14 protein-coding genes, 1 tRNA gene and 2 pseudogenes are annotated in these 24,911 nt (G+C 37.0%); 11 read left to right on the top strand and 6 right to left on the bottom strand.

What is annotated here, in order from left to right:
• Window positions 1–377 precede the first annotated feature (377 nt).
• Complete coding sequence (locus MSBRW_RS20540) at window positions 378–2,387, top strand: PKD domain-containing protein (RefSeq protein WP_011306481.1); 2,010 nt, start codon at window positions 378–380, stop codon at window positions 2,385–2,387.
• Window positions 2,388–2,461: 74 nt separating this feature from the next.
• On the opposite strand, the pseudogene MSBRW_RS17400 reads toward MSBRW_RS20540, so the two are convergent.
• Window positions 2,462–3,655 (bottom strand): annotated as a pseudogene (locus MSBRW_RS17400) (IS256 family transposase); the annotation flags it as partial.
• An 813-nt stretch (window positions 3,656–4,468) separates the two neighbouring features.
• On the opposite strand from MSBRW_RS17400, the gene MSBRW_RS17390 reads away from it, so the two are divergent.
• The 5 genes and pseudogenes from MSBRW_RS17390 to MSBRW_RS17365 all read left to right on the top strand — a co-directional run bounded on the left by MSBRW_RS17390 (window position 4,469) and on the right by MSBRW_RS17365 (window position 13,020).
• Entirely contained in the window at window positions 4,469–4,966 is a 498-nt protein-coding gene (locus MSBRW_RS17390; RefSeq protein WP_011306482.1) for an inorganic diphosphatase, read from the top strand.
• Between the two features lie 1,063 nt (window positions 4,967–6,029).
• The gene (locus MSBRW_RS17385) at window positions 6,030–6,848 is read left to right on the top strand and encodes a hypothetical protein (protein WP_011306483.1); all 819 of its coding nucleotides are present in this window, start codon (window positions 6,030–6,032) and stop codon (window positions 6,846–6,848) included.
• A gap of 849 nt (window positions 6,849–7,697) precedes the next feature.
• Window positions 7,698–9,812: a PAS domain-containing protein gene (locus tag MSBRW_RS17380; protein WP_011306484.1), complete on the top strand. Its 2,115-nt coding sequence runs from the start codon at window positions 7,698–7,700 to the stop codon at window positions 9,810–9,812.
• Window positions 9,813–10,286: 474 nt separating this feature from the next.
• A pseudogene (locus tag MSBRW_RS17370) lies at window positions 10,287–11,838 on the top strand (PKD domain-containing protein); the annotation flags it as partial.
• Window positions 11,839–12,342: 504 nt separating this feature from the next.
• Window positions 12,343–13,020: a pentapeptide repeat-containing protein gene (locus MSBRW_RS17365; RefSeq protein WP_011306487.1), complete on the top strand. Its 678-nt coding sequence runs from the start codon at window positions 12,343–12,345 to the stop codon at window positions 13,018–13,020.
• A 421-nt stretch (window positions 13,021–13,441) separates the two neighbouring features.
• Here the strand turns inward: MSBRW_RS17365 and MSBRW_RS17360 are convergent, their stop codons facing one another.
• Window positions 13,442–15,736 (bottom strand): right-handed parallel beta-helix repeat-containing protein, encoded by a 2,295-nt coding sequence (locus MSBRW_RS17360; RefSeq protein WP_011306488.1) that lies wholly within the window; start codon window positions 15,734–15,736, stop codon window positions 13,442–13,444.
• 325 nt (window positions 15,737–16,061) lie between these two features.
• On the opposite strand from MSBRW_RS17360, the gene MSBRW_RS17355 reads away from it, so the two are divergent.
• The 4 genes from MSBRW_RS17355 (at window position 16,062) to MSBRW_RS22710 (ending at window position 18,692) form a co-directional block, all read left to right on the top strand.
• Entirely contained in the window at window positions 16,062–16,307 is a 246-nt protein-coding gene (locus tag MSBRW_RS17355) for a hypothetical protein (protein WP_011306489.1), read from the top strand.
• A 28-nt stretch (window positions 16,308–16,335) separates the two neighbouring features.
• Window positions 16,336–16,710 carry a hypothetical protein gene (locus MSBRW_RS17350; RefSeq protein ID WP_011306490.1) on the top strand — a complete coding sequence of 125 codons (375 nt, stop codon included), beginning with the start codon at window positions 16,336–16,338 and terminating at the stop codon, window positions 16,708–16,710.
• 160 nt (window positions 16,711–16,870) lie between these two features.
• Entirely contained in the window at window positions 16,871–18,511 is a 1,641-nt protein-coding gene (locus tag MSBRW_RS17345) for a DUF2254 family protein (RefSeq protein WP_011306491.1), read from the top strand.
• Window positions 18,512–18,554: 43 nt separating this feature from the next.
• A complete protein-coding gene (locus MSBRW_RS22710; protein ID WP_155398358.1) occupies window positions 18,555–18,692 on the top strand; it encodes a hypothetical protein in 138 nt (45 codons plus the stop codon).
• A 16-nt stretch (window positions 18,693–18,708) separates the two neighbouring features.
• On the opposite strand, the gene MSBRW_RS17340 is transcribed toward MSBRW_RS22710, so the two are convergent.
• Window positions 18,709–18,782: transfer RNA gene (locus tag MSBRW_RS17340), tRNA-Val, on the bottom strand.
• Between the two features lie 717 nt (window positions 18,783–19,499).
• On the opposite strand from MSBRW_RS17340, the gene MSBRW_RS17330 reads away from it, so the two are divergent.
• Window positions 19,500–20,264 carry an A24 family peptidase C-terminal domain-containing protein gene (locus MSBRW_RS17330; protein ID WP_011306492.1) on the top strand — a complete coding sequence of 255 codons (765 nt, stop codon included), beginning with the start codon at window positions 19,500–19,502 and terminating at the stop codon, window positions 20,262–20,264.
• Window positions 20,265–20,494: 230 nt separating this feature from the next.
• Here the strand turns inward: MSBRW_RS17330 and MSBRW_RS17325 are convergent, their stop codons facing one another.
• The 3 genes from MSBRW_RS17325 to mutL form a co-directional block, all read right to left on the bottom strand.
• Entirely contained in the window at window positions 20,495–21,082 is a 588-nt protein-coding gene (locus MSBRW_RS17325; protein ID WP_011306493.1) for a cobalt-precorrin-7 (C(5))-methyltransferase, read from the bottom strand.
• Window positions 21,083–21,120: 38 nt separating this feature from the next.
• Window positions 21,121–22,140 (bottom strand): cobalt-precorrin-5B (C(1))-methyltransferase, encoded by a 1,020-nt coding sequence (locus MSBRW_RS17320; protein WP_011306494.1) that lies wholly within the window; start codon window positions 22,138–22,140, stop codon window positions 21,121–21,123.
• Between the two features lie 655 nt (window positions 22,141–22,795).
• The gene (gene mutL, locus MSBRW_RS17315; protein WP_011306495.1) at window positions 22,796–24,874 is read right to left on the bottom strand and encodes a DNA mismatch repair endonuclease MutL; all 2,079 of its coding nucleotides are present in this window, start codon (window positions 24,872–24,874) and stop codon (window positions 22,796–22,798) included.
• Between the last annotated feature and the right edge of the window lie 37 nt (window positions 24,875–24,911).

Raw genomic sequence — 24,911 nt, 5'->3', positions numbered from 1 at the left:
TTCGATTCCAAAATCGATTCCTTATTTCCTGGAAAATTCATGATCTCAGGTTCTATTCAAAAATCAAGTTTTATGAACCTATTTCGGAATCAAAGTACTAGAATATCTTGCTAATGGATATTCAATTTTACAAAAATCTAATTAACTAACATTCTTTTTTGAACTTTTGTGAATTTCTATATTCTTATTTTATATTTAAATAATATATCTCCAGTATTTCTAAACATATATTATTTTATAAATTTTTCTTTTCTTGTAAATAATCTAAAAATATTAACTTTTATAAATATAAGATTTAAAAGAAAAAATTTAAGTATAATCTGTAAATTTTCACTAATTGAATTAAAATTTTCAAATATAATGTTAGAGCTGATAATATGAATAAACAGATGACCTTTTGTACTATAAGCTTAATTTCAATAGCCTTTATTTTGTGTTTGTTTTTGTCTACGGCATCAGCAGATACAGCGGAAAGTGTTTTGCCTACAATCACTGAGACTAAAATCAGCACTAGTGGACACGTAGACAATCCTGCTATCTACAATAACAGAATAGTATGGATAGATATTGATTATGCAGAGCTAGAGACATACTACGATGTCTACATGTATGATCTCTCCACTAAAAAGGAAACTCAAATAACCACCAGTGGGCATGCAGGCGAAAATCCTGCAATTTATGGTGACAGAATAGTATACTCCGATCATTACGAAGGCTCGGAAATCTACATGTATGATCTTTCCACTAAAAAAAGAACTCAAATAACCACCAGTGGAAACGCAGAAGATCCAGCTATTTACAATAATAGGATAGTGTGGAGAGGAAATTATGATATCTACATGTATGATCTCTCTACTAAGAAGGAAACCCAGATAACCTCAGAAGAATCAATCCAGACAAATCCTTCTATCTATGGTGACAGGATAGTATGGAATGATGATCGCAATGGAAATTGGGATATCTACATGTATAATGTTTCCACTAAAAAAGAAACTCAAATCACCAATGGATCATCATGGGCAATCGATCCTGCAATTTATGGTGACAGAATAGTATGGATGGATGAACGAAGTGGAAACTATGATATATATATGTATGATCTTTCTACTAAAAAGGAAACTCAGATAACATCCAGTCCAGATGCTCAGACGCATCCTGCTATCTATGGTAACAGGATAGTGTGGGAGGATGATGGTGGAGAGGATGATGATTATACAAATCATGGTATCTATATGTATGATATTTCCACTAACCAGAAAATGAAAATTAGCAACAAAGGATCAGCACGCAATCCTGCTATTTACAGTAACAATGTAGTATGGAAATATGTTGCAGATATTTATGGAAACGGTGACATTTACATGGGTACTATTTCAAGCGGAGAACCAGTAGCATCAATTGCTGCATTCTCTGCAAAACCTACCTCAGGAAAAGCACCGTTAACAGTTGCTTTTAAGGACGAAAGCACAGGAACACCGACAAAGTGGATATGGAACTTTGGAGATGGTTCAAAGTCATTCCTCCAGAATCCGGTTCACAAGTATTCAAAAGCAGGAACATATACTGTTAGCTTAACGGTAAAGAATGCCGCAGGACGTAACACGATAACAAAAACAGATTGTATAACCGTGGCAGCAAAACCCGTTGCTGCATTCTCTGCATCTCCCACTTCAGGAAAAGTACCACTGAAGGTTCAGTTTACTGACACAAGCACAGGAACACCGACAAAGTGGATATGGAACTTTGGAGACGGATCAAAGTCATTTCACCAGAATCCGGTTCACAAGTATTCAAAGGCAGGAACGTATACTGTTAGCTTAACAGTAAAGAATGCGGCAGGACGTAATTCGATAACAAAAACAAAATATATAACCGTGACAGTAAAACCCGTTGCTGCATTCTCTGCATCTCCAACCTCAGGAAAATATCCATTAAACGTTAAATTTACGGACAAAAGTACCGGATCACCAACGAAATGGAAATGGGACTTTGGAGACGGAACAAAGTCATTCCTTCAGAATCCAACGCATAAGTATTCAAAAGCAGGAAAGTACACAGTAACCCTTAAAGTAACCAATGCAGCAGGCATCAATACGGCAACAAAATCAAATTATATAACCGTGACAGGAACTGCGCAAGCTCCGACTGCAGATTTCTGGGGCTGGCCATTATCAGGAAAAGCTCCACTAAAGGTAACATTCACAGAGACTAGCAAAGGATCGCCAACCTCATGGAAATGGGATTTCGGAGATGGTAAATATTCAACAGAAAAGAGTCCAACACACACATATTCATCTGCGGGAACTTACACGGTTAAACTCATAGCAACAAATGAAGCAGGAAGTAGTACAAAATCAAAATGGAAATATATAAAAGTGGCAAAGTGACTGCATAAAAGGGATAGGCAGTGTGCCTAATCTTCTGTAAATTTTATCCTATACCCCTTATTCTTCTTTTTTGATTACTGTTCCATTACTATATACCTGTTTCCTGTGATCCATTCATCATTTATATCAATAAGTATTGAGACTACCAGTCTCAATACTGATTCCTGGTTTGGAAATGCTCCCACAACTCTGCTTCTTCTTTTTATTTCCTTGTTAGTTCTCTCCATCATATTTGTTGTCTTTATTCTTCTCCAATGACTCTGTGGAAACTGCATGTAGTTCATTACATCATACTGAAAATGTTCAAGAGTATCAGCTGCACTTTTATATCCCATATTATCCAGTTCCCTTATCAAATCCTGTAACTTCTGACGGTCTACCAATGCTTCTTTTATTTTCTCTGATACTTCTTTCTGTTTCTTTTTTGGAACCTTTTTTAGAACTTGTCTTATCAGATGAACGTGGCACATCTGCCAGCTTGATCCAATAAAGGATTCTCTAACTGCTTTTTGTATTCCTTTATGGCCATCAGAAACAACTAATTTTACGCCTCTTAACCCTCTTTCTTTAAGGTCTTCGAATAGATCTTCCCGGAATAGAGAGTCTTCACTGTCTGCCAATCTTACTCCAAGAATCTCACGAAAACCGTCATCTCTGATTCCAGCAACTACAAAAAGAGCTTTATTTTCATAATGGAGTCCATCTCTTACTTTAAGATAAGTCGCATCAACAAAAAGGTAAGGTATTTCATGTTCTATTGGCTTTGAGAGAAATTCTTCAACTTTCTCATCAAGTTCTTTAGTAATTCTGGAAACAGAAGAAGCTGAGATTCCATCTACTCCTAAGGCAGTCATGACCTTTTCCACCCGTCGGGTGGAAACACCTTGAAGGTAAGATTCCGCTACAGCAGCTAAAATGGACTTTTCAACCCGGAATACTTTTCAAATACTTGAGTTTCAAAAGGAAATGCACGGAGCTGAGGCTTTAACAATTCAAGTTCTCCATATTTGGTAAGGAGAGTGCGGGGTTTGTAGCCGTTTCTACTGGCTTTTCGTGAATCAGTACCTCATAACGTTGTGCACAAGATTGGAGGAGGGCTTCCTCCTCCATAACAAGATTTAAAAACCAAGTAATTAACTGTAAAACCAAGTAATTAGCTGATGAATTCCGTCTTCCTGATCGACAAGATGATCTTTTATGAATGAGAGTAGATTAACCATCGACTCTACATCCTATTTTTTGTGGTGAAGAAAAGGATATAGAGTTAATCATATTTTACAGAACTTTCGCTACACTGCCCAATTTTAAGAATCAAAACCTGAAAAGCAGAAAATATTTTCCTGATATAGCAACCCACTTTCCGCAGTAAATTTACGTAAATTCATATTTTTACTGCTATCGATTTTCAATCAAATGTAGATTTATTGGACTTTTATGCAGTAGGTAAAAGCAACGATGTGGTGTATTTAGAGACCAAAAATGATATCATTCAATTTTCACCAAATACCATTAAAAATCCAAATTATTTACTCTGTTCCAAAAACGCTATCAGGAAAAATATTGATTTTCAAAAAAATACTGCGGAATGTAGGTAGCAATGTTTATTTTAATTTATATTTTTTCATAAAGAGTCTTTTTATAGAGAATTTTTTTATAGAGAATCTTTCTATAGAGAGCCTTTTTATAGAGAGTCTTTTTTAATTCAGACTTGATATTACCAAACTTCCACGATGACTTTTTCCGCATTGTGTGGAAAAAACATGCGACAATTTCAGTAATGATCTTGAGAAATTCATGCAACGCTCAAAAATCCGATAACGCCATTTTTTGTAGACATAGAGTTTTCACATTGCCCTGTATCACTTTTCCAAATCTAACAAAAAGATAGAAGAACACTTCAAGTCTATTTTTACGGGTTCTCCTTTCGTATTAAGAAGTTTCTCCTTTCATATAAAGAAAATTGAATTCATGAGGTCATGTTTTAATAGTATGACTCTATCAGGGGACATAAACTATGAACTCATAAATAATTACAATTATAAAAAGCAATTAACAAGCAGGAGTAAAAAGGAAGTGATGGTATGACGGAAAGACAGGTTGAAAGTGTACTTATCGAGATCCCGAAAGGAAGCCGGAACAAATATGAATATGATAAAGAAAAGAAAGTAATTAAATACGACAGAATGCTTTTTTCTTCAATGGTATATCCCTCAGACTATGGTTTTTTCCCAGATACCCTAGCTCTTGACGGTGATCCTTTAGATGCCATGGTTTTAACTTGGGAACCTACATTTCCGGGATGTATAATAGATGTACATCTTGTGGCACTATTTGATATGGAAGATGATAAAGGAAGAGATCAAAAAATACTCTGTGTTCCAAAGAATGACCCTATGTGGAATTATATTGAGACAGTTGAGCAGGTTCCGCCTCACCTATTTAAAGAGATTACTAACTTTTTCCAAACTTACAAGAATTTAGAAGAAAAACGCGTAAAGGTTATTGGTTGGAAAGACCTCGAAACAGCAGTCGCTGTACTTCAGGAAGCTAAAGATCGATATATTGAACAAAAGAAATAAGAACATCAGCGAAGGGCTATACGCTAGAACTAGAATGTATCCAGTGAAGTGACCCTTAAAAATCGATTATTTTAATAGTCTTGCCTATACCCAGAGACAGATCGTTCTCATTGAGAGTAGTAAAGTCCTCTCACTGATTCAACTCCCTCATAACCCCTGTCTTTTTGACCACTCTACCCGTCGATCGTGAGTTATTTTCAGCAAGAAATCTTCTGCGACTTCAGAGAAGTTACAGTATTCATGCCAAAGGCACCAGCTTGGCTGCTCTGGCACTACAAGCTACTCTGGCACTACAATTATCCCTTTTTTATCTACAACGCCCTGAAGGATTATCTGTGAAACTTCTTCAGCCGGAATTGCGTCCTCACGAGCTTATGTCTCTTCATGAACTGTACTCAGTATAGGCTATTTCCAGATACGTAAAACGATAGCTACGGAACACGTAACTGAAAAACGAATATCTTCTTCTGTTAACGGGAGCGTTCTTGAATAAATGAAAATATACCTGTCACAATCTGTAGATCATTTCATAATTTTTTAACAGAATGGCTCATAAATAAACACCTTTTATAAGTATGCCTGCATTCGAAGCTCCTACGAAATATATAAAAAACCTTTCATAATTCAACATCAAGTTTTAAGGCCCTGATAAGTATTCATTCATTAGGTTAAGGTTCTTTAAGAATTTAAAGTTACAATAAAGCTTTTTTCTAAAATTAAATCTCTTTAAATCCTTTATTTTTGAAAGTAACTTTATATTTTTGTCAGCTCATTTAAAGACTGTCAGCAGGCCAATAGTCTGAAGACAACCGAAAAAACGGAAAAAATTGAATAATGGAAAAACCAGGCAAGAAAACGAAAAATAACAACTGAAAAACCAGGCAAGAAACCCACTAAAAAAATCAGATAACAGAACAATTCAATACAAAATGAGTAGCTTGAAAAACAAAACATGAGTAGCTCGAAAAACAAAACACGAGTAGCTCGAAAAACAAAACGTGAGTAGCTCGAAAAACAAAACTGGCGAAAAAATGGAGATAAAGGTCATTAACGGAAGTATACTATGAAAGTAAAAACAAAAGTGTTAAACTCAATTTACCGTCTTGCAGCGGTAATGATAGTACTATGCATCCTTCCTTTAGGAGCTTTCGCTTCGGAAAACAAACCTGCATTTACTCCTGGAGAGAACATAACTGATGAAAATTTTGCTGATGTCCAGACGGAAATGCTTGATTCCATTAGCGAACAAATTTCTGAACTTCAGAGTTTCTATACTAATGTAAGCGAAGCTTCCAGTGCATCCGACCTTCAGGAAGTCCTGTCCAGTCAAAAATATGCAAGTATGCCTCATGGAATGAATATGGAACCGGATGAAATGAACAGTGGACCTTGTGGGATGCCCGGATTATTTGACTTCTCCAAGGTTGAGAACGTAACTGACGATAATTACACTGAGGTTCAGGACGAAATGGTTAATTTCCTTGGAAATATGACTGAAACATTTAACGGTCAGCTGGACAACACGACTGATGAAAATATGAGTTCAATGCTCAATGAACAAGTAACTGATCTTGAAAACCTATCCAGCGAAATAAGTTCAGCTTCCAGTGCAGAAGAACTTCAAAACGTTGTATTCACCTATTTGCAAACCCAGGCTACTGACTCACTTGAAATGGAAATCGAACACCTTGAAGAGATGGTAAGTGGGAGCGAGAACACAACCAATGAAAATATAAGTGAGGACCTTAGCAGCAGAATCGCAGAACTTAATGGTCTAATAGAAGATATCAACGGAGCAGAGTCCCTCGAAGACCTTAAGGAAATCATGTCCTCTGCTAAGGGAATGCCCGAAATGGGAGCTGGAGGTCCGATGCATCACTAAGGCTCCTTCTCAATGGGCACTGGAAAGATACTTGAAAACAGCGCCGAGAACAGAACTTAAGCTTAAACTTAGACAGATTTGATAGATCGATTAAATGAGATGAAATTGAGATGAAATTGATAAGAATAGGAGACCAAAGATTAAAAAGGAGATGATATGAAGTAAACCTACCCACCTTCTTTCGAGGCAACCTACAATAAATCCCAAAAAATCACACCTAAATTTTGCAGTATTGTTGAATACTAAATTATACCTCCGTCATATGGTTCAGCCAAATATATGAAAGAGATTCGTGAAAATCTATTAAAAAACATAAAGGCTGAACCTTTCCCTCACTGAAAGTTTTGTGATGACTTTTAAACTTATTTATAGTTTTGAGAAAATAGGCAATTGAGCCTATCCCAAAACTTATTTTATTCTAAATCATTATGAGTTTTCAGGATCATTTTAGTGATTAAGAATTCAATTGATTGTCCCAATACGAGATTCAAAAATCAAATTTTGAGTTTCGGGATAGACTCATTTAATAATGAACTGATCCCAAAACTCAAAATTACTTATCTTAATCCGTACTCTGGATAATCAATCAAGTTTTTTATCGTGGAAAATAGTTCTGAATTTCTATCAATTTGGGAACAAAATTGATTTTGGGATGAGCTCAATAAATAAGAAAAACAATTAATTATAAAATTATGTTTATATAAATAAGTCTTTATATTATTACTGAATTATAGAAATGATTCCTGCAAAAAGAATTTTGAAATATTTTGAGCCAGGCAAAACATTAAATAAATCAGTAATGTTAAGAAGAGAAACTTTTGACTTTAAACCTGATTATCAAAGAATAACATGAAAAGCGGCAACAGAATTTCTGGTATTGATATTATTGGGAATGTACCATGGGGGATACATTTCTGCCAGTTCTACAGGACAAAAGAAGATTTGATGGACATACTTGTTCCCTATTTCAAAGCAGGACTTGAAGATAACGAGTATTGTTTATGGGTCATATCAGAACCTGTAGATGAAGAAGAAGCAAAAGAAGCCTTGAAAATAGCTATTCCTGACATTGGCGCTTATATAGAAAACGGGCAAATCGACATTGTTCCCTATCCTTACTGGCATGTAGAAGAAGATGTTTTAGATCCACAAACGGTATTAAATCGCTTGACTGAAAAAACCAGTAAGGCTCTCGCCAATGGATACGATGGCTTGAGGTATAGTGGGAACAATTTTTCTGGTCACGAAAAATTACTGGATTCTGTTATAGGCAGGTACCCAATAATAGCGCTTTACACCTATCCAATTGACAAATACAGTGCAGTTGAAATTCTGGACATCGTTGCAAATCACCAGTTCGCTTTGACTAAAAAAGAAGGTAAATGGGAGCACATAGAATGTTCCTGTCAGAAAAGTAATAAGGAATGCAAGCAGGTTGAGGAAGCGCTGAGTGCAAGTGAAGAGCGGTTTCGTACTCTGGTGACTGCCAGTTCAGAAATGGTATATCGTGTAAGCCCGGACTGGAGCGAAATGCGTTATCTCTATGGTCGAGGTTTTCTTGCCAATACGGAAAGTCCAAATCGGAACTGGCTTCAGGAATATGTTCTTCCGGAAGATCAAACGCATGTGATGACTGTTATCAATGAAGCTATCCGGACAAAGAGCACTTACGAACTGGAACATCGAGTCCGTCTAGCAGACGGCAGTTTCGGATGGATTTTCTCGCGTGCGGTTCCGATGCTGGATGCTAATGGCGAAATTGTTGAATGGTTTGGTACCGCCAGTGACATCACAGAGCGCAAAAAAGTGGAAGCTAAACTGAAGGACACACTTGACAATTTAGATAAACTTGTTAAAGAACGTACAGTAGAACTTCAAAATGCTTATGATTCATTGAAACAGAGTGAAAAAAGTCTTGCAGAAGCTCAAGAAATAGCTCATCTTGGAAACTGGGAAATGGACTTTGCAAGCAATGAATTTCGTTGGTCTGACGAAATGTATCGTATTTTTGGACTTACGCCGCAAGAACTGAAAGTAAATTACGGTATCTTCTTAAGTTTCGTGCATCCGGATGATCGAGACTGTATAGATAATGCCGCTAAGAATGCATTAAATGGAAAGCCTGCTGACATTGATTTCAGGCTAATTCTAGCGAATGGAGAAGAACGCATAGTTCATGCGAAATCTGAAGTTGTTTTCGATGAGAAAAATAATCCTGTTCGGGTTAGAGGAACAACTCAAGATATAACAGAGCATAAAAAGGCAGAAGAAGCTCTGGCAAAGGTAGAACAAATCCGCATAAAGGAAATTCACCACAGGATTAAGAATAATCTGCAGGTAATTTCATCCTTACTCGATCTTCAATCAGAAACATTCTTTAACCGTGAAATTTGTAAAACTCAGGAAGTTGTTGAGGCTTTTAGAGAAAGTCAGGATCGTGTAGCTTCAATGGCTCTTATTCACGAAGAGCTGTATAAAGGCGATAATATTGACACCCTTGACTTTGCAGCTTATTTAAATAAACTAACTGAAGATCTTTTCAATTCATATGATCTTGGAAATAAAAGTATCAGGTTGAAGTTGAACCTTGATCAGATATATCTTGGCATGGATACTGCAATCCCTCTTGGAATTATTGTAAATGAGCTAGTTACAAATTCTTTTAAGCATGCTTTTCCTGAAGGACGGAAAGGAGAAATCCAGGTGAATCTACGCAGAAATGAAACTTCTGCTGCCCAGAGTGAGATGTCCAGTCCAGATAAAGGTTGCAAAGATAACTTCAATTACATATTAGAAGTATCGGATAATGGGAAAGGAATTCCAAAAGTGATAGCCAATAAGAGTTCAAATTCCCTTGGGCTCCAGCTAGTAAACATTCTTGTTGAACAAATAGATGGCTGTTTAGAAATTAAAAGTGGTATAGGTACGCAATTCACTATCTGGTTTAACAATATGGGAATATAAAACCACTATCTTCATTTAACAAAGACAGTTCTTTAATAACCAGCAACTTTACTTGTAGGTATCAGTGTTCTCATTATTAACTGCCCGACTAAATGATTAATGATCATAAGCGAGATTGATAAAACTACCTGACCCCTTAGACTTTTAGGTTCCTTCGACTCTCTCCAGCTACTTTTTAGTAATTTTTCGTGAATATCTTTATTGAAATCCGGCAAGCTAATTTTAAATTTTGTAACAATCCCTTCCTCAATTATTTTCCATTTACAGATGAACTTGTTTTGGAATACCAATTATTCACATGTTTGACGATAAGTAGTAATCTTATCTGGTTAAATTGAATTCGATTTCTTTTATACTTATTAGTATAAATTTAAATTTATACATGTAAATACTAAAAGAAAAAATTTAACTATAATATACAAAACTTGATAAATGAAATTAACTTTTTGATTTAAATATTAGAGATGGGTAATGATGGATAAAACAAAGACTTTTTGTAAGGCAAGTTTAGTTTCAATAGCTCTAGTCTTGCTTTTGGTTTCATCTGCAGCATTAGCAGCTACTGAGAATGATACCGGAAACGCCACTATAAAAGACGATTACGTTTCGTCTACAGCGATGGCAAATACTGAGGGAAGTTCTTTGCCCAAGGTCACTGAAACCCAAATAACTACCAGTGGATTTCATCCTGCGATCTATGGTAACAGGATAGTATGGACGGATTATCACGATGAAGAATGCAACATTTACATGTACGATCTTTCTACTAAAAAAGAAACTCAGATAACAACCAGTGGAGATGTATCTGGTTCTGATATTTATGGTAATAGAATAGTGTGGTCAAATTATGTCTATCCTAACGAAGTATACATGTATGACCTCTCAACTTCCCAAAAGAGTACGATAAGTGGTTATAACAGCTATGTGGATAGTCTTTCAATCTATGGTGACAAGGTTGTATGGGGTGATTCTCTCGATGATTACGTGAGTATTTTCATGCATGACCTCTCTACTAAAGAGGAAACACTCCTCACATACGACGCATATAATCCTGCAATCTACGGTAACAGAATAGTATGGGAGGATCGATTTGATGATAATATCTACATGTATGATATTTCCACTAAAAAGCAAACTCGAATAACCAATGGTGGAGCAGCAGACGACCCTGCTATATATGGTAACAGGATAGTATACGCCAGTACTCACGATGGGAATACTGATATCTACATGTATGATCTTTCCACTAAAAAACAAACTCAGATAACCAGCAGTCCAGATGCTCAGACGCATCCTGCTATCTATGGTAACAGGATAGTGTGGGAGGATGATGGTGGAGAGGATGATGGTTATACAAATCATGGTATCTATATGTATGATATTTCCACTAACCAGAAAATGAAAATTAGCACCAAAGGATCAGCATACAGTCCTACCATTTACGGTAACAATATAGTATGGGAATATTATAATAATGAGAATGGGAAACTCCGAAATTTGCATGGGCACTATTTCAGAACCAAAACCGAGCCTTCCTATTGCTGCATTCTATGCATCCCCAACTTCAGGAAAAACACCATTAAAAGTTACTTTTACTGACGCAAGCACTGGCTCCCCAACTTCCTGGTTCTGGAACTTTGGAGACGGGTCAAAGTCATTCCACCAGAATCCAACTCATAAGTATTCAAAGGCAGGAATATACACGGTTAGTTTAACAGTAAAGAATGCCAAAGGCAGGAACACGGTAACAAAAACAGAGTATATAAAAGTGATAACAAAACCAGTTGCAGACTTCACCAGCAGTGTTACATCAGGAAAAGCACCATTAAAGGTTAAATTTACTGATACAAGCACAGGAATACCTGCTAAATGGATATGGGATTTTGGAGACGGATCGAAGTCATTTCACCAGAATCCGGTTCATAAGTATTCAAAGGCAGGAACATATACGGTTAGCTTAAAAGTAAAGAATGCTAAAGGTAGTAACACTAAGACAATGTCAGGGTATATCATAGTAGCCAAAAAATGAGCAGGTTAAATAAGAAACAGTAAAAGAAGTCAAGCCTAAAAAGGAGTGGGGGTTCTTAAGTTGCTCTGTTCAGGTATACACCAACTTTACGCAGCTGTGGGTATAAATGTAAAATTTAATGGAACACTTATGGAAGTCTATAAACTTCGAAATTGGAAGACAAAGATAAAAAAGATAAGTTAACTCGCTTAGATTCGAACTCAGGGTCTCCACCGTGTGAAGGATGGGAATGCGCGATTATGTATTGATAGACTATTTAATCGAATGAGGATTAATAATCCTTATGTAGTTAACAAAAGCAAAAGCTGAACCTAAACCAAAGTGAATCCAATAAAACACTACAAACCATACTCTGAGTAAAAAGCACTACAAACCATACTCTGAGTAAAAAATACTACAATCATATTCTGAGTAAAAAAACACTACTAACCATACTCTGAGAAGTAGAAAATATTTTCCCGGAATAGTAATGTTTATTTTAATTTAGAGCAGATTTACTTTATGGGTATATCGGGGAAAACACACCTTAGGGGAGCTAATCTTATAGGAGCTAAACTTCAAGGAGCGGACTTGCAAGAGGCTGACCTTGTAAAAACTAACCTTGAAGGAGCTGATCTTCGGGGAGCTAATCTTAAAAAGGCTGACCTTCGAGGAGCCAACCTTTCAGATACTCACCTTCTTGAAGGTAAAGGAGCTAATCTTCAAGAGGCTAACCTTCAAGAAGCTAATCTACAGGGAGCTAGTCTTGTAAAAACTAATCTTGAACAGGCTAACCTTGAAGGAGCTAATCTTCAACTGGCTAACCTTCATCTGGCTAATCTTAAAGGAGCTAACCTTAAAAAGGCTAACTTTCAAGTGGCTAATCTTGAGGGAGCTCACCTGCAGGGAACTAATCTTGAAGAGGCTGACCTGTATGGAGCTGGCCTTCAAGAAGCAAATCTTCAAGAGGCTAACCTTAGAGGCGCTAATCTCTATGGGGCAGACCTTCACAAAGCCTATCTTCTGAAAGCTGATCTTGAGGGAGCTAAGCTTGAAGGGACTAACCTTACAGGAGTTCATGATTTATCCATTGAACAAGCTTCTAAAGTGAAAACACTTTATAACGCAAAGTTAGACGAAGAGATCCTGATTCCATTAAAGGAGAAGTATCCTGCCCTGTTTGAAAAAAACGGGAAATGACGAGAGATTCGAAAATATGAGAGATTCGAAAATATTTTTCATATAAAATTGGTATATATTTTTTTGACCGAGTATTTTTAAAGACTTCTAGCTAATAAGAGTCTGCATTTGAAGCTGTAGTTCCTATGTAATTCGTTAAGGCCCTTACATTCATTTATTAAGTGTGTTATTATGTATTTTAGCGTGTTATTATGTATTTTAGCGTGTTATTATGTTTTATTCAGAAAAGAGAATAAAAATCAAGATTGGTCCGCTGAGATTCGAATTCATGTCCTCCGCCGTTTGAAGGCTTGGGAATAAACGACACAAGCATCGTATTTGAAAGCCAAATTCGATAGACTTTTCTTTCTCATTGAGCAAGGGATTTAATTAACAAAACACTGTTCCATAAAATGAAAAATCCAAAATAAGGCACAGAAAATTAATTTGCCTTATAAGTTTTTGACAATATGAGTCCTACAATAATTATGATTAAAACACAGAAATAACTCATATTAGACCCTGTATATGGCACATTACCACCTGGAAATGATACATTAACAGTTTCACATACAGCACCATAAGTTTGAGACTGCGCAGTAATTCTCACAGTGTACGTTTTTCCAGGATAGTTAGTGACTATGAAAGAGTCGGTTACCACTCCTATAGGGTTACTTACTTTGTCATTGGTACCTGATATTCCGCAAGGGACAAATGTTTTTCCACCGCTCGTAGTGCCCAATACAAAAGTCAGGTTGCTAGACTGTGACGAAGAATCATAATAACTTGCGTTAATATAAGCTGCTGTACTGTTTATCTGTTTATAAGTACAATTTGCACTGATCACAGTCTTCTTTGCAGATATTGCAGATGTGCCACCTGAAGGTATTGTAATAGTGCATTGATCCAGATCAGGTTTCAGTGTGCTGGTGTATTTTTGTCCATTTAATGTAATTATTACAATTTTATATGTGATATCTTTAGTCAAATGGAAATTTGCTTTACCTTCCTTATTTGTCCAGGCACAAAAGTTTGGTTTTTCATTTCCTAGATCATTATTTGGCGCATAAATCTGAATTTCACAACCATGAACCCTCTCGTTTGAATTAGTAGAAACATATAACTGTACATAGTGTGGTGCACAATAATCAGGTGCTTCAGCCATTTTCAAATTCATTTCTGTGTTTATACCTGTCATATTTACTGGTAATTCAGGACTGTTAAGATAGCCTGTTGCTGAAGCAGTTAAACAGTATTTGCCTTTTCCACCGTCCACGGTGAACTGATAAAGCCCATCAACATCAGAAATTTGAGTACAATTCCATGTATTATTTGATATTGTTACTACGGCACTCTGAACAGGTTGACCTGTAATTGCATCTATCAAATATCCAAATATGCCGGAAGATACTGTAGCTGATTTTTTGCCATTTACTGTGAGCAAACTTACAGGATTGCTGTATACCCATGAATTATGAACGTCATCATGTGCACCGATTCTTATAGCAAACGACCCGTTGTAGCTTATTGGTACATTTGCAGATGTTTGTGAAGTGTTAAGACTATATATTAAGTTAGAAGAATTTAAATGAGAAGAGTCAAATTTTGATGTACTGTTATATATATTGATAGAATAACTGGTTGCATTTAAATACGCCCAGCTTATGCTTACATACCCATTAACAGTTGAAATTGGACTGCCATCAGCTGGAAAAGTAACAGAAGGTACTACAGAACCATTGTAAACGGGTAAATTTCTTGTACCGTTGTCTGCAACATACCCACAATCTTTAGTATCCCTGGAACATGAACAGGAGCTGGTTACAATATTATCAGTTGACGAGATATCCATACCGCGAATTCCATTATATGCAGGACTGTTATAGAAAATGTTATTTGAAACAGTACCTCTGCCTGAACAAGCACCATCAGTAGAGTCGTGATAAATTGTATTTAATTGAAGTGTTGAAAATATATTGTTACAAATATTAAGGCCTGTTACATTACCTCCCATAACTTCCACACCAGCATTACCAGAACCAGCATCAGTGTAGAAAGTATTCTTGCAAATTTGAACGTTTTTAGTATTATGAATTTTAATGCAAGAATTTATAAAAGTGCCCCAGCAATTATTAAATATTGAAATGTCACTACCCGCTGACCATGCACCAAAACTGTCATGTCCAGGTTTACATACTGTATTATAAACTTGAACATTGCTAGTATTTTTTCTACAGAAAATAAAGTCTCCCATACTGTATTGCATTTTTAAGTCATGAATAACTACATTTGAACAGCTAGACAGGTAAACTCCTTTTTCATACTCCCTATACTTGTTGCTTGCTGCATGCATTTTACTTAAAGATCCCCAACCACCATCAATTAAGAAATTTGAAATTACAATATCAGAAATACCATTACAGTTAATAATATTTTGAGTTGCAAAATTAGATTCAGGATTGTCACAATAGATTACTGTTGCACCAATCCCATTTCCATTAAGAGTTACCCCCGATTTCATGATTATGGGTGAACTTATGTGAAATGTAGTTGATGAAAGCTGTACAGTGTCACCTGAATTCGCTGATTTTATGGCAGCGTTAATAACATTCTGGTCGTTTGAGCCTTTAGAGCTAAAGGAAGTTCCTGGGCCTACATTGATAATTTCACCTGAACAATTTTCAGAAGAAAAACATATAAATAAAAGTAGAGATGTAAGAAGATTTTTAGGTTCCATACTGATCACTAATCTTCATATAGTTTTACTCTTTTATATTTTTTATTTTCACCGCCTTTTTTATCAAAGTTAAAAGACAGGTTTCAAAATTAGTTACTAAACAAAAATTCATTACTTGATTTGAAGTGCCAAGAAAGCCGTCTACATCTTAAGGCAGATATCGCTATCCTGATAAGTGAAAATTAAAGAAACCTAATAAATCTTACTCCGGAAAATATAAGTATCTATAAATATCAATTAGTTATTAATCAATAACTTTTTATTACGTAGTCATCTCTAAAAAAAGAGATGTTAAAGCTGTTATAAATTTACTGGAGACACAGAAATGGCAGAAGCATTAAGTTCTGATAAAACAAAACCTTCCCCAACTCTTAATACTATTCTTATGGTCGAAAACACTCTGAAAAACAGCCCGAACAGCGTTGTAACAGTTGCTGAACTCAAAAAAATGTTGCCAAGGCAGGTAAATCATAATACTCTGATGGTTATTCTGGACTATCTGGAGCAGAGCAATAAAATTGCTGTCGGGCTTAAGGGAATAACATGGATTTACAGCGAAATGAAAACCTGAGAAAGGCAGTGGTTCAGGGACTTGAATTATGAAATATGTTCGAATAATCCTGATCCCGGAAGCCGCAGATGCATATAATTCTCTCATTAGTAAAGCACCTGAATCAAAGCAAAAAGAGATAATCCTTAATGCTTTCCTTCTGAAAGTGGAACTTCTAAAGGAGAATATCCACTATGGGCAACCCATTGACAAAAAACTGATTCCTGCGGAATATAAAACCAGGTATGGAATAGCTAATCTGTTTAGAGTTGAACTTCCTAATTTCTGGAGGATGCTTTATACGCTTACAGCGGGAAGTTCAGGTATTGAAATTCTCGTATTGGTGCTTGACATAATTGATGAGCTCATCCCAAAACCCATTTTTAGTCTCAATTATCAAAATTATTCAGGATTGCTTTCATAATCAAAATCTCGATTTGTTACTCAAATACGAGGCCCAAAGAAGCAAATTTTGAGTTTTGGGATAGGCTCAATAAATGAATGTAAGTTACCTTACTCACTCGAAATAGCGAAGAGCCTACAATTTCAATATATTTATATGTGGAATTCTTTGATAATGTAATATGAATTATCCAGATGACGATACTAAGAATAGGAAGTTAGTAAGTCATTCAATTGTGTATATGATATTACTTGTAGGTTGCCTTTATTATCTGCATCTACCTGAAAAATATGCTAATATTCTTAAAGTACTCTATTTAATATCTATAATTCCACTTATTGTAATAATATTCATTCCGAATAAATCAAATTTAACTTGGATAAAAAGAATACTTATTTATTTTATTGTCATGGTAATATCTTTGTTTGTATCAAATGCTATTTTATCAACTTTTGAACTTTTTTTAAATACGACTATGGGTAATACTAACATTGATAATTCTAGATACATGCTCAGTGCTTTAATACAAAGTGAAGCTGCCATAGTTGCAATAGTAGTTACACTGACTTTAGTGGCAGTTCAGCAGACATCATCATCCTACTCAACAAGATTAATAGATATATTTAAAAATAGAAATCCAGACTTTTGGATACTTTTGATAATATATATAGGAGCAATAATTTATCAACTTAGCATATTAACAAATTTAAATGATAATGCAATATCAGATGGTCATATTTTTTTCGCTTATTTTTTAGGATTATTTTCATTTATCGCTTTAATACCTTATATGCTGAATACAATTGATTTACTTAAACCTTTAACAATGATGATGTTTCTATCAGAGAAAATTACAAAAAATAATATTCTATCAATAGAGACAAAAGATTTTGACTTCTTCAGCGGTTTGTATAATCGTAGCTCAGATAATATTTTTTTAAACACTGAAGACCTTAATGTAAACAACAAAGATCCTGTTTTACCAATAATAGACATAGTAAATAGCTCGCTAATGAAACATGATTATGATACTTCAAGAGATGGTTTGTTAGTCTTAAGAAAGATTTCTTTTGATATATTGAAAAATAATGATATTAAAGACGAAGAGCTTGAAAAAATATTCAATTTATTCTCAAAACACTTTCTTAGCACTGGAAAATTAGCTATACATAAGAGCGATGATGAGTGTGTTATTTTAGTTCTAAACTGGTTTTATGAGATTATGATGATTTTTATTGAGAGGCAAAAGGATTCTGAAGCATCACTAGCGCTCGGTAGGATTGGTGAAATTGGAAAAATTGCAGCTGAGCAAAGAAATATGAGGATGACAGTTGTGTCTATTAGACATTTTCAAGCTATTATTGACACATCATCTGAAATAAATATGAAATACTTGCAAAGGACCGTAGCTCACTCTCTCAACGACATTGGCGAAATATCTGCTCAATATAAGATAAGAGGTGTATACCATGATATATTGCAACCACTTTCAACAATAATATATAGAGATTTTGTAGGCACGTATATGGAAGAAGAATATGAAGAGTACAGCGAAGAAGAATTTGAAGAGTATGTGGAGGAAGATAAATTACTAGATGAGTATTTTAAAGAACTTGATAAGATGCCTAATGATTTGGTTATGTTAACGTTGAGAGGAATATGTAGGATAGGACAAGTCCTGTATGAAAAAAATATGACTGATGACTTGGAATATATAACTACATTTATCAAAGTCATTATAAATCAAGCACCAAAATATGGTAGAGAAGATGCACTTAATTTGGCAAGTGATTTTTTAAGTTCATCAATAAAATGGAAGTAACTACTACAGAAAATCAAAATACTGGATATAGAAATAAGTAATATTGGGAAATCATAAAAAACCTATTTTTGAAAAAGAGCTTAACTGTGAACTTAAAGTTACACAACCCGAAGAAAAATCCAACCTTAAAGCAAGAATCGAAGCATTAGAAAAGGAAGTTCATAAAGCCTCTAAATCATAAAACAAGAATAATTAAGTGGGCCCGCTGGAATTCGAATCCAGGACCTCCGCCGTGTGAAGGCGACGTCATAACCGTCTAGACCACGAGCCCATGTTGTTTTTGAAACCTAAAAAGGAATAAGCACCATAAAATAGAACTTCTTATGTATAAGCTTATCGCTCGTTAACGATGGTAGTGGCTTCCCCAACGCGTTATGAAATTGTTATTATACCTTAGTTTGACAGTGTAAATTGAATTTAGTGAGAGGCTTCAATTTTTTGTTAAAAATCAATTGACAGTATTCATAAATTTTGTCAAATTGCCTCTGATTTTCCAGCTTCACAATCACTATAAGGTAAATTAATAGAGATTTTTATCCCATTTTAGCACTTTTGGACCTGACTTTTTGGATAGTATCTATATTTTATATGAGATTCATGCTATCTGTCAAATTCTATACCAAAAATTTGGTCAAAAATCATAAAAATGGCCATCAAGAGATAGAAAATCATCTGTCAAATAGAATCGTAAAAAATGGGCAAAAATTTGTTGAAATAATATTACTTATCATTCCAACGGATATGAAAACAATCTTCCCACATAAAAATCAAACTGTCAAACTCAGGATTATATCTACTCGAAACTGGGTTTCATCTTTTTTTGGTCGTTTTATCAAGCCCTTTTCAGCCTTTTATCACTCTGCTGATACTTTATATAGAGAGTGAAATCCTTAGTTGCTCTGCAGGAAATTTTTAATCACATAACCAATAAATTAAATAAGTAATAAATGTAAATAACTCTAAAAACTAATTTCATTGCAGGGTTGAAATGATAGAAATCCTCAAAATCCTCTTCAGCATACCCTTTTTACTGTACTCGTGTTATTCTGACCTTAACTCCCGCAGGGTCTCAAATAAAGTCTGGAAATACATGCTTGCATCGGGTTCAGGGTTCGTTTTTTATGAAATTCTTACAGGCGGACTTTCCTACCTCATGCCTCTTATTTTATCAGGAGTTCTTGTTTTTACGGCCGTCTATCTCCTTTTCCAGGTTGGGGCTTTTGGGGGAGGGGATGCAAAGGGATTGATCGTGCTTTCCATCCTTTTTCCTTCTTATCCGGTTTTTAGCTTTTCAGAAAAAATATATCCCCTGCTAGGGGTTCCCCCTATAGGGATTTTCACTTTTACGGTCCTGGGAAATGCCCTCCTGATGACAACACTTGTTCCCCTCGGGATGTTCGGCTATAATCTCCTGCATTTTTCACCTGAGATGATCAAAAATCCGCTTTACATGTTTATAGGATACCGGACAGAGATTTCTTCTCTGAAATATAAAAAACACCTTGGCCTGCTTGAAAAATTTGAGCTTGACGAAAGCGGAAGCCTCAAAAAAACATTTGTCCGTGCAGGCCTCAACTTCGATGCGGATCAGAAACCTGAACTTGAGGAGTATCTGAAAAAAGGTTTGATTGGGAAAGATATCTGGGTTACTCCAGGCCTGCCATTCATGCTTTCAATTACAGTGGGCTTTATTACCGCAGTTGTCTTTGGAGACTTGATATTTTATACGGTCATGAACCTCATTGTAAGTTAAACTTCATTGTAAGTTAAACCACATGGTAAGGTAAATCTCATGTAAGTTAAACTTCATGGTAAGGTAAACTTCATAGTAAGTTGAACCTCATACCAAGGTAAATCAGAAACTGGATTTCAGTGCTCTCACCTGTTCAAACCCGTGCACTGGAAATCACGGGCTCTACAGAATTATCTGTCTCACTGGACTCTGCCTATCCAACGCCGAAACTCTGTTTGCTTATCAAAGAATTACCTTTTTTGTACGACAAGCAGCCCGTAAAGAATCGTTTCCGGAACCGGTGGATTTTCAGGAGTACCTTTTGCAATTCTTTCTTCAGGATAGCCAAGGTTTTCGCAGGTATAAAGTTCAGCTTCAATACCCAGCTCTTTTAGAATTTCTGCGACCTCAAGCGATCCAAAGTTTTCTTCCGGCAGCAGGAAGATATTTCTTCCATTCCTTAACTCCCGGATCAACTCGGCTTTTGCAGGTTCTGAGTCCCTGCCGTGGGCTGTGATTGCGCAGAGGTTGGTCAGGTTCACTTTTGTACGCGCACAGGCCACCTGCATTGAAGAAATCCCAGGTATAACTGTGTCTTTCTCCCTTGCGAATTTCCCGAGCCCTGAAAACATGGGATCGCCTGTAGACAGGATGACTGCATCGGCTGGCAAGAGATGAAGTGATTTATAGTCCTTGATCGGTTTTGCTTCACATGTAATATATTCCTGGGCAATCTCAATGGCTCTTTTTGCACCATAAACCACAGAAGCTTTCTTTATAGCCTTTATTCCTTCTTCCGTGAGCATTCCGGGCCCGACCCCGACTCCTACAACGATCATTATTTTTCTTCCCCTTTTCCTGTAAATTAAACCTGTAATTAACTCTCATTCTTACTGTCCATCAAGACAGAACCATCCCTGTCGATTACTACAATTCTTGCACCTTTACCTTTCTCGATTGCCATTTCAAAAGCTTCTTTTAGACGAGGATGTTCAGGATCTTTTTCAAGCATCTCGACAACTGTTGCATATTCACCGTCTTTAAGCATATCCGGGTTTCCCCATTTGAGAACAAGACCAGGAAGCCCACAGATAACTACATCGCCTGAAGCATAATCCAGTCCTTCTGAAATTCTGCTTCCGATCATAACAATTGTATAATCGGGAAAAAGCATATGTGAATAACGCATTCCTATACGGCCTGTAGTTAGGACTACTTTGTCCGTGCAGCGGATAAGGTCCCCTCTTGTCTCACCCAGATGGTCGTTCCAGGGCTCAACAAAACCCGTGCTCCCAAGCACAGAAATTCCGCCTTCAACTCCTATCCTGCTGTTCAGGGTTTCTTTTCCGATCCTCTCTCCATCTGGAATTGATATTGTAACCTCGGCTCCTCTCAGGCTCAGTTCTTCTACAGCTTCCTGCACTGCGGCCTTTATTTGTTCCATTGGTTTCGGATTAATAGCTGGCTGGCCTTTCGGAACCTGTAACCCGTCCCTTCTGACAATTCCTATGCCTTTTCCTCCTAAAACTCGGATTCCCTCAGCTTCCCTGGCTTCTCCCACAAAATCAAGCCCCCGGGTAATATCGGATTCGTGGTCGTTTTGGATCTTTTTCACAACTGCGCGTCCCTGCGAGGCTTCACTGACCTCAAGCCGGGCTCTCAGTCCCACAGGCGTCGGGACGGATACGTTATCAACCGTTTTCTTAAGGGAAAGGACTGCGGCTTTTGCAGCAGCACTTGCTGTGGTTCCTGTAGTGTATCCTCGTTTGAGGATAGACCCGTCACTCAGGACCACAAGCATCCCGGATGCTACTTTTGTTTCAAGTTCTTCCCTGGGAAGCCCTGTGCGGGCAATCCAGTCTTCAGGGATCTTGAAATTGTTAACAGGATCTATCATGGAAGAATACTCGGAGGTTTTTTATTATAAATGTATTGATATGTAAATCGGAAAAAACCCGATTGGTTTTGGATAAGCTTTGCCTTATTTTCTGGTTTTACTGAATAGATAAAAGTAACTGACATCAAAAGTATAAAAAAAGATAGAAAAGAGGTGGCATCATTCCAGAAGTGGGGATTTGTTTTGGAAATGGGGTTTTATCCTGGAGTCTAGAACGATTGGGGGTTTCGTTCCTTCTTGGGGGGTGTTGGGGTTGGTGTGTGAAAAATAGCCTTAGGAATGATGCCTGTTTCAGATGCCGGCACTTGCCTGGCACACTACTACATCTTAAGTTCTATTATATAAATGTATAGGAAACTAAGGATGATCTTTCAATATAGAAATATATCGATTGATTATGGACATGCCAATTATGTATCTCCATAATATTTCCATATAATCCTCATATTTTGGTTTCCCAACTGCATTTTCTAACTTCGCTGAAACAAACTTCTCTTTGGAGTACATACGCATTCCACTTAATAATAGGGAAAAAGAGGGAAGACACTATCGGACTTTATTCTGGGAAATCCGGGGAAAATTAAAGTCCAGGAAATATTAAACTTCTATAGATAAATAAAAATCTGATTGCTATTTTTTCAGGTTACAGCCCTTTTTATTGGATTCTTGCAAACATGCGGTCTAGTTCCCCTTTCGTAAATGTGATCACAGTGGGCCTGCCATGTGGACAGGAGTAAGGATTTTCAGCTTTCTTAAGCTGCTCTATTAGCTCTTCCATCTGTCTGGGGCTGCAGGCAGCTCCACCTTTGATTGCAGCTCTGCATGCGAGGGTCTTGCAGATCTTTTCCGAGATTCCTGTATCTTTTTTAACTTTTCCTGAAGCTAAAAGGTCCGAAACTATGTCGTGGATAACCTCGGGGTCTTCAAGCCGTCCGAATACCTCAGGTACGAAGGTGACTACGTATGTATTGTCCCCAAATTCTGAAATCCCGAAACCGAAATCTTCCAGATAAGGAATATACTCTTCCATAAGCACTTTTTCTTTAGGTGTAAGGTCTATGGTTACAGGTGTGATCAACTCCTGCACCCTGGACTTTTTCATTTTTAAAACCTGCTCGTAAAGAATTCTCTCATGAGCAGCATGCTGGTCGATAAGCACAAGGTCTTCTCCCCTTTCGGCAAGGATATACAGCTTAGATACCTGCCCGATAATCCTCAAGTTTTCGAAAGAATCCGTATTCGGTTTTTGTATAGACTTTTGCATCTTTTCGGCATTTATACCCTCAAATTTCTGTTCTTCCGAGCCTGCTTTTTCAATTCCATTCTCTTGAATACCTGTTATTCTCTTTTTACGTTCTCCTTCTTTCTCTCTTTCCTGCTCGATTTTATTATCCAGCTTTTTATCACCTGTTTCCTGCGTTTCTCCCTCTGTGGTAAAGTCCAGAAGGCGCTCGGAACGTTTTAGCCTCCTTTCGGTATCTTTTACCGGATAAACATAGGTCTCAGCCTTATTTCTCATAACTTTGCTTCTTTCAGGAAGTCCAGTTTCCAGAATTCCGGTCTTCGGAATCCTGGTATCCTTTCCAATCTCTTTCCTTCCAAAAATTTCCGCAGCTTCAGAGACCTGTAATCTACCTGGAGAACCTGAAACATCGAAGGTTTTCTGAAAAACTCGGTCTCTTTTTTCCCGAATTTCAGGAGCCAGAGCATTTTCGGAGAGTACTTTTTCTATTGCAGATGTGACCGCATCCCCAAGCTCTTTCTCCCGGCTGAAACGAACCTCAGCTTTTCGGGGATGTACATTAACGTCCACTTCCCCGGGATTGACAATAAGAGAGAGCACTGCTACAGGATAGCGCTCTTTCGGAATTTTGGTATAATATCCTTCGCGAATAGCTTTATTAATGGACCTTGAGGTTACCGGGCGAGTATTTACGAACAGGAAAATCTGGTCGCTTTCTCGTCGAGTGGTTTCAGGCTTTGAGATGTATCCAAAAATTTCAAAATCTTCGGTCCTGTACTCCAGGGGAAGCATTGAACGAGCCGTATCCGGGCCCAGAAGATTTACAATACTTTTGAAAGACTCGCTTGAGCCTGCATTTCTTATGACTGGCTTTTCTTCACTGAGCAGAGTAAAGGAAATATGCGGATTTGCCAGAGCAAGCTGCATTACCGTATCTGTAATATGGGCAAGCTCGGTACGGTCGCTTTTGAGGTATTTCTGCCTTGCCGGGATGTTGTAAAACAGGTCTTTTACATTCACAGACGTACCCGGAGTCGTGCCTGCAGCTGAAGTTTCCAGAACTTTTCCCCCATGGATCACTATCCTGGTACCTGTAATTTCTTCTGGGGGCCTGGTAAGAATCTCCACCTTTGCAACCGCTGTGATAGACGAAAGAGCCTCTCCCCTGAAACCCATTGTAGAAATAGTATTAAGATCTTCAATCCTTGTGAGCTTGCTAGTTGCATGCTTTTTATATGCAAGCAGGGCATCTTCTCTGTCCATTCCACATCCGTTGTCCCGGACAAGAATGGAGCGTTTTCCACCCTTTTCGACTTCGATGCGGATGTCCGTAGCTCCTGCATCGATTGAGTTGTCTATCAGCTCTTTTACTACGGATGCAGGGCGTTCAATTACCTCTCCGGCCGCTATTTTGTTTATCGTATCCTTATCAAGGAGCCGAATTTTATTTCCCTTAGCTTCTTTCTTCCCTTCAATATGTTCTTCCATCATTCCTTTACTCCGTCCAGACCAGAAAAACTTTCATTGG

The organism is Methanosarcina barkeri str. Wiesmoor, assembly GCF_000969985.1.
GTDB lineage: Archaea > Halobacteriota > Methanosarcinia > Methanosarcinales > Methanosarcinaceae > Methanosarcina > Methanosarcina barkeri_B.
Note: the sequence above shows the minus strand (reverse complement) of the source record. Positions and strands in the feature narration are given on the sequence as shown.

Bases quoted from the DNA above. Each gene is read 5' to 3' on its own strand.
- MSBRW_RS17365 (WP_011306487.1), top strand. From the start codon at position 12,343: ATGGGTATATCGGGGAAAACACACCTTAGGGGAGCTAATCTTATAGGA.
- MSBRW_RS17345 (WP_011306491.1), top strand. From the start codon at position 16,871: ATGAATTATCCAGATGACGATACTAAGAATAGGAAGTTAGTAAGTCAT.
- MSBRW_RS17390 (WP_011306482.1), top strand. From the start codon at position 4,469: ATGACGGAAAGACAGGTTGAAAGTGTACTTATCGAGATCCCGAAAGGA.
- MSBRW_RS17355 (WP_011306489.1), top strand. From the start codon at position 16,062: ATGGCAGAAGCATTAAGTTCTGATAAAACAAAACCTTCCCCAACTCTT.
- mutL (WP_011306495.1), bottom strand. From the start codon at position 24,874: ATGATGGAAGAACATATTGAAGGGAAGAAAGAAGCTAAGGGAAATAAA.
- MSBRW_RS17330 (WP_011306492.1), top strand. From the start codon at position 19,500: ATGATAGAAATCCTCAAAATCCTCTTCAGCATACCCTTTTTACTGTAC.
- MSBRW_RS17380 (WP_011306484.1), top strand. From the start codon at position 7,698: ATGAAAAGCGGCAACAGAATTTCTGGTATTGATATTATTGGGAATGTA.
- MSBRW_RS17385 (WP_011306483.1), top strand. From the start codon at position 6,030: ATGAAAGTAAAAACAAAAGTGTTAAACTCAATTTACCGTCTTGCAGCG.
- MSBRW_RS17350 (WP_011306490.1), top strand. From the start codon at position 16,336: ATGAAATATGTTCGAATAATCCTGATCCCGGAAGCCGCAGATGCATAT.
- MSBRW_RS20540 (WP_011306481.1), top strand. From the start codon at position 378: ATGAATAAACAGATGACCTTTTGTACTATAAGCTTAATTTCAATAGCC.
- MSBRW_RS17360 (WP_011306488.1), bottom strand. From the start codon at position 15,736: ATGGAACCTAAAAATCTTCTTACATCTCTACTTTTATTTATATGTTTT.
- MSBRW_RS17325 (WP_011306493.1), bottom strand. From the start codon at position 21,082: ATGATCGTTGTAGGAGTCGGGGTCGGGCCCGGAATGCTCACGGAAGAA.
- MSBRW_RS17320 (WP_011306494.1), bottom strand. From the start codon at position 22,140: ATGATAGATCCTGTTAACAATTTCAAGATCCCTGAAGACTGGATTGCC.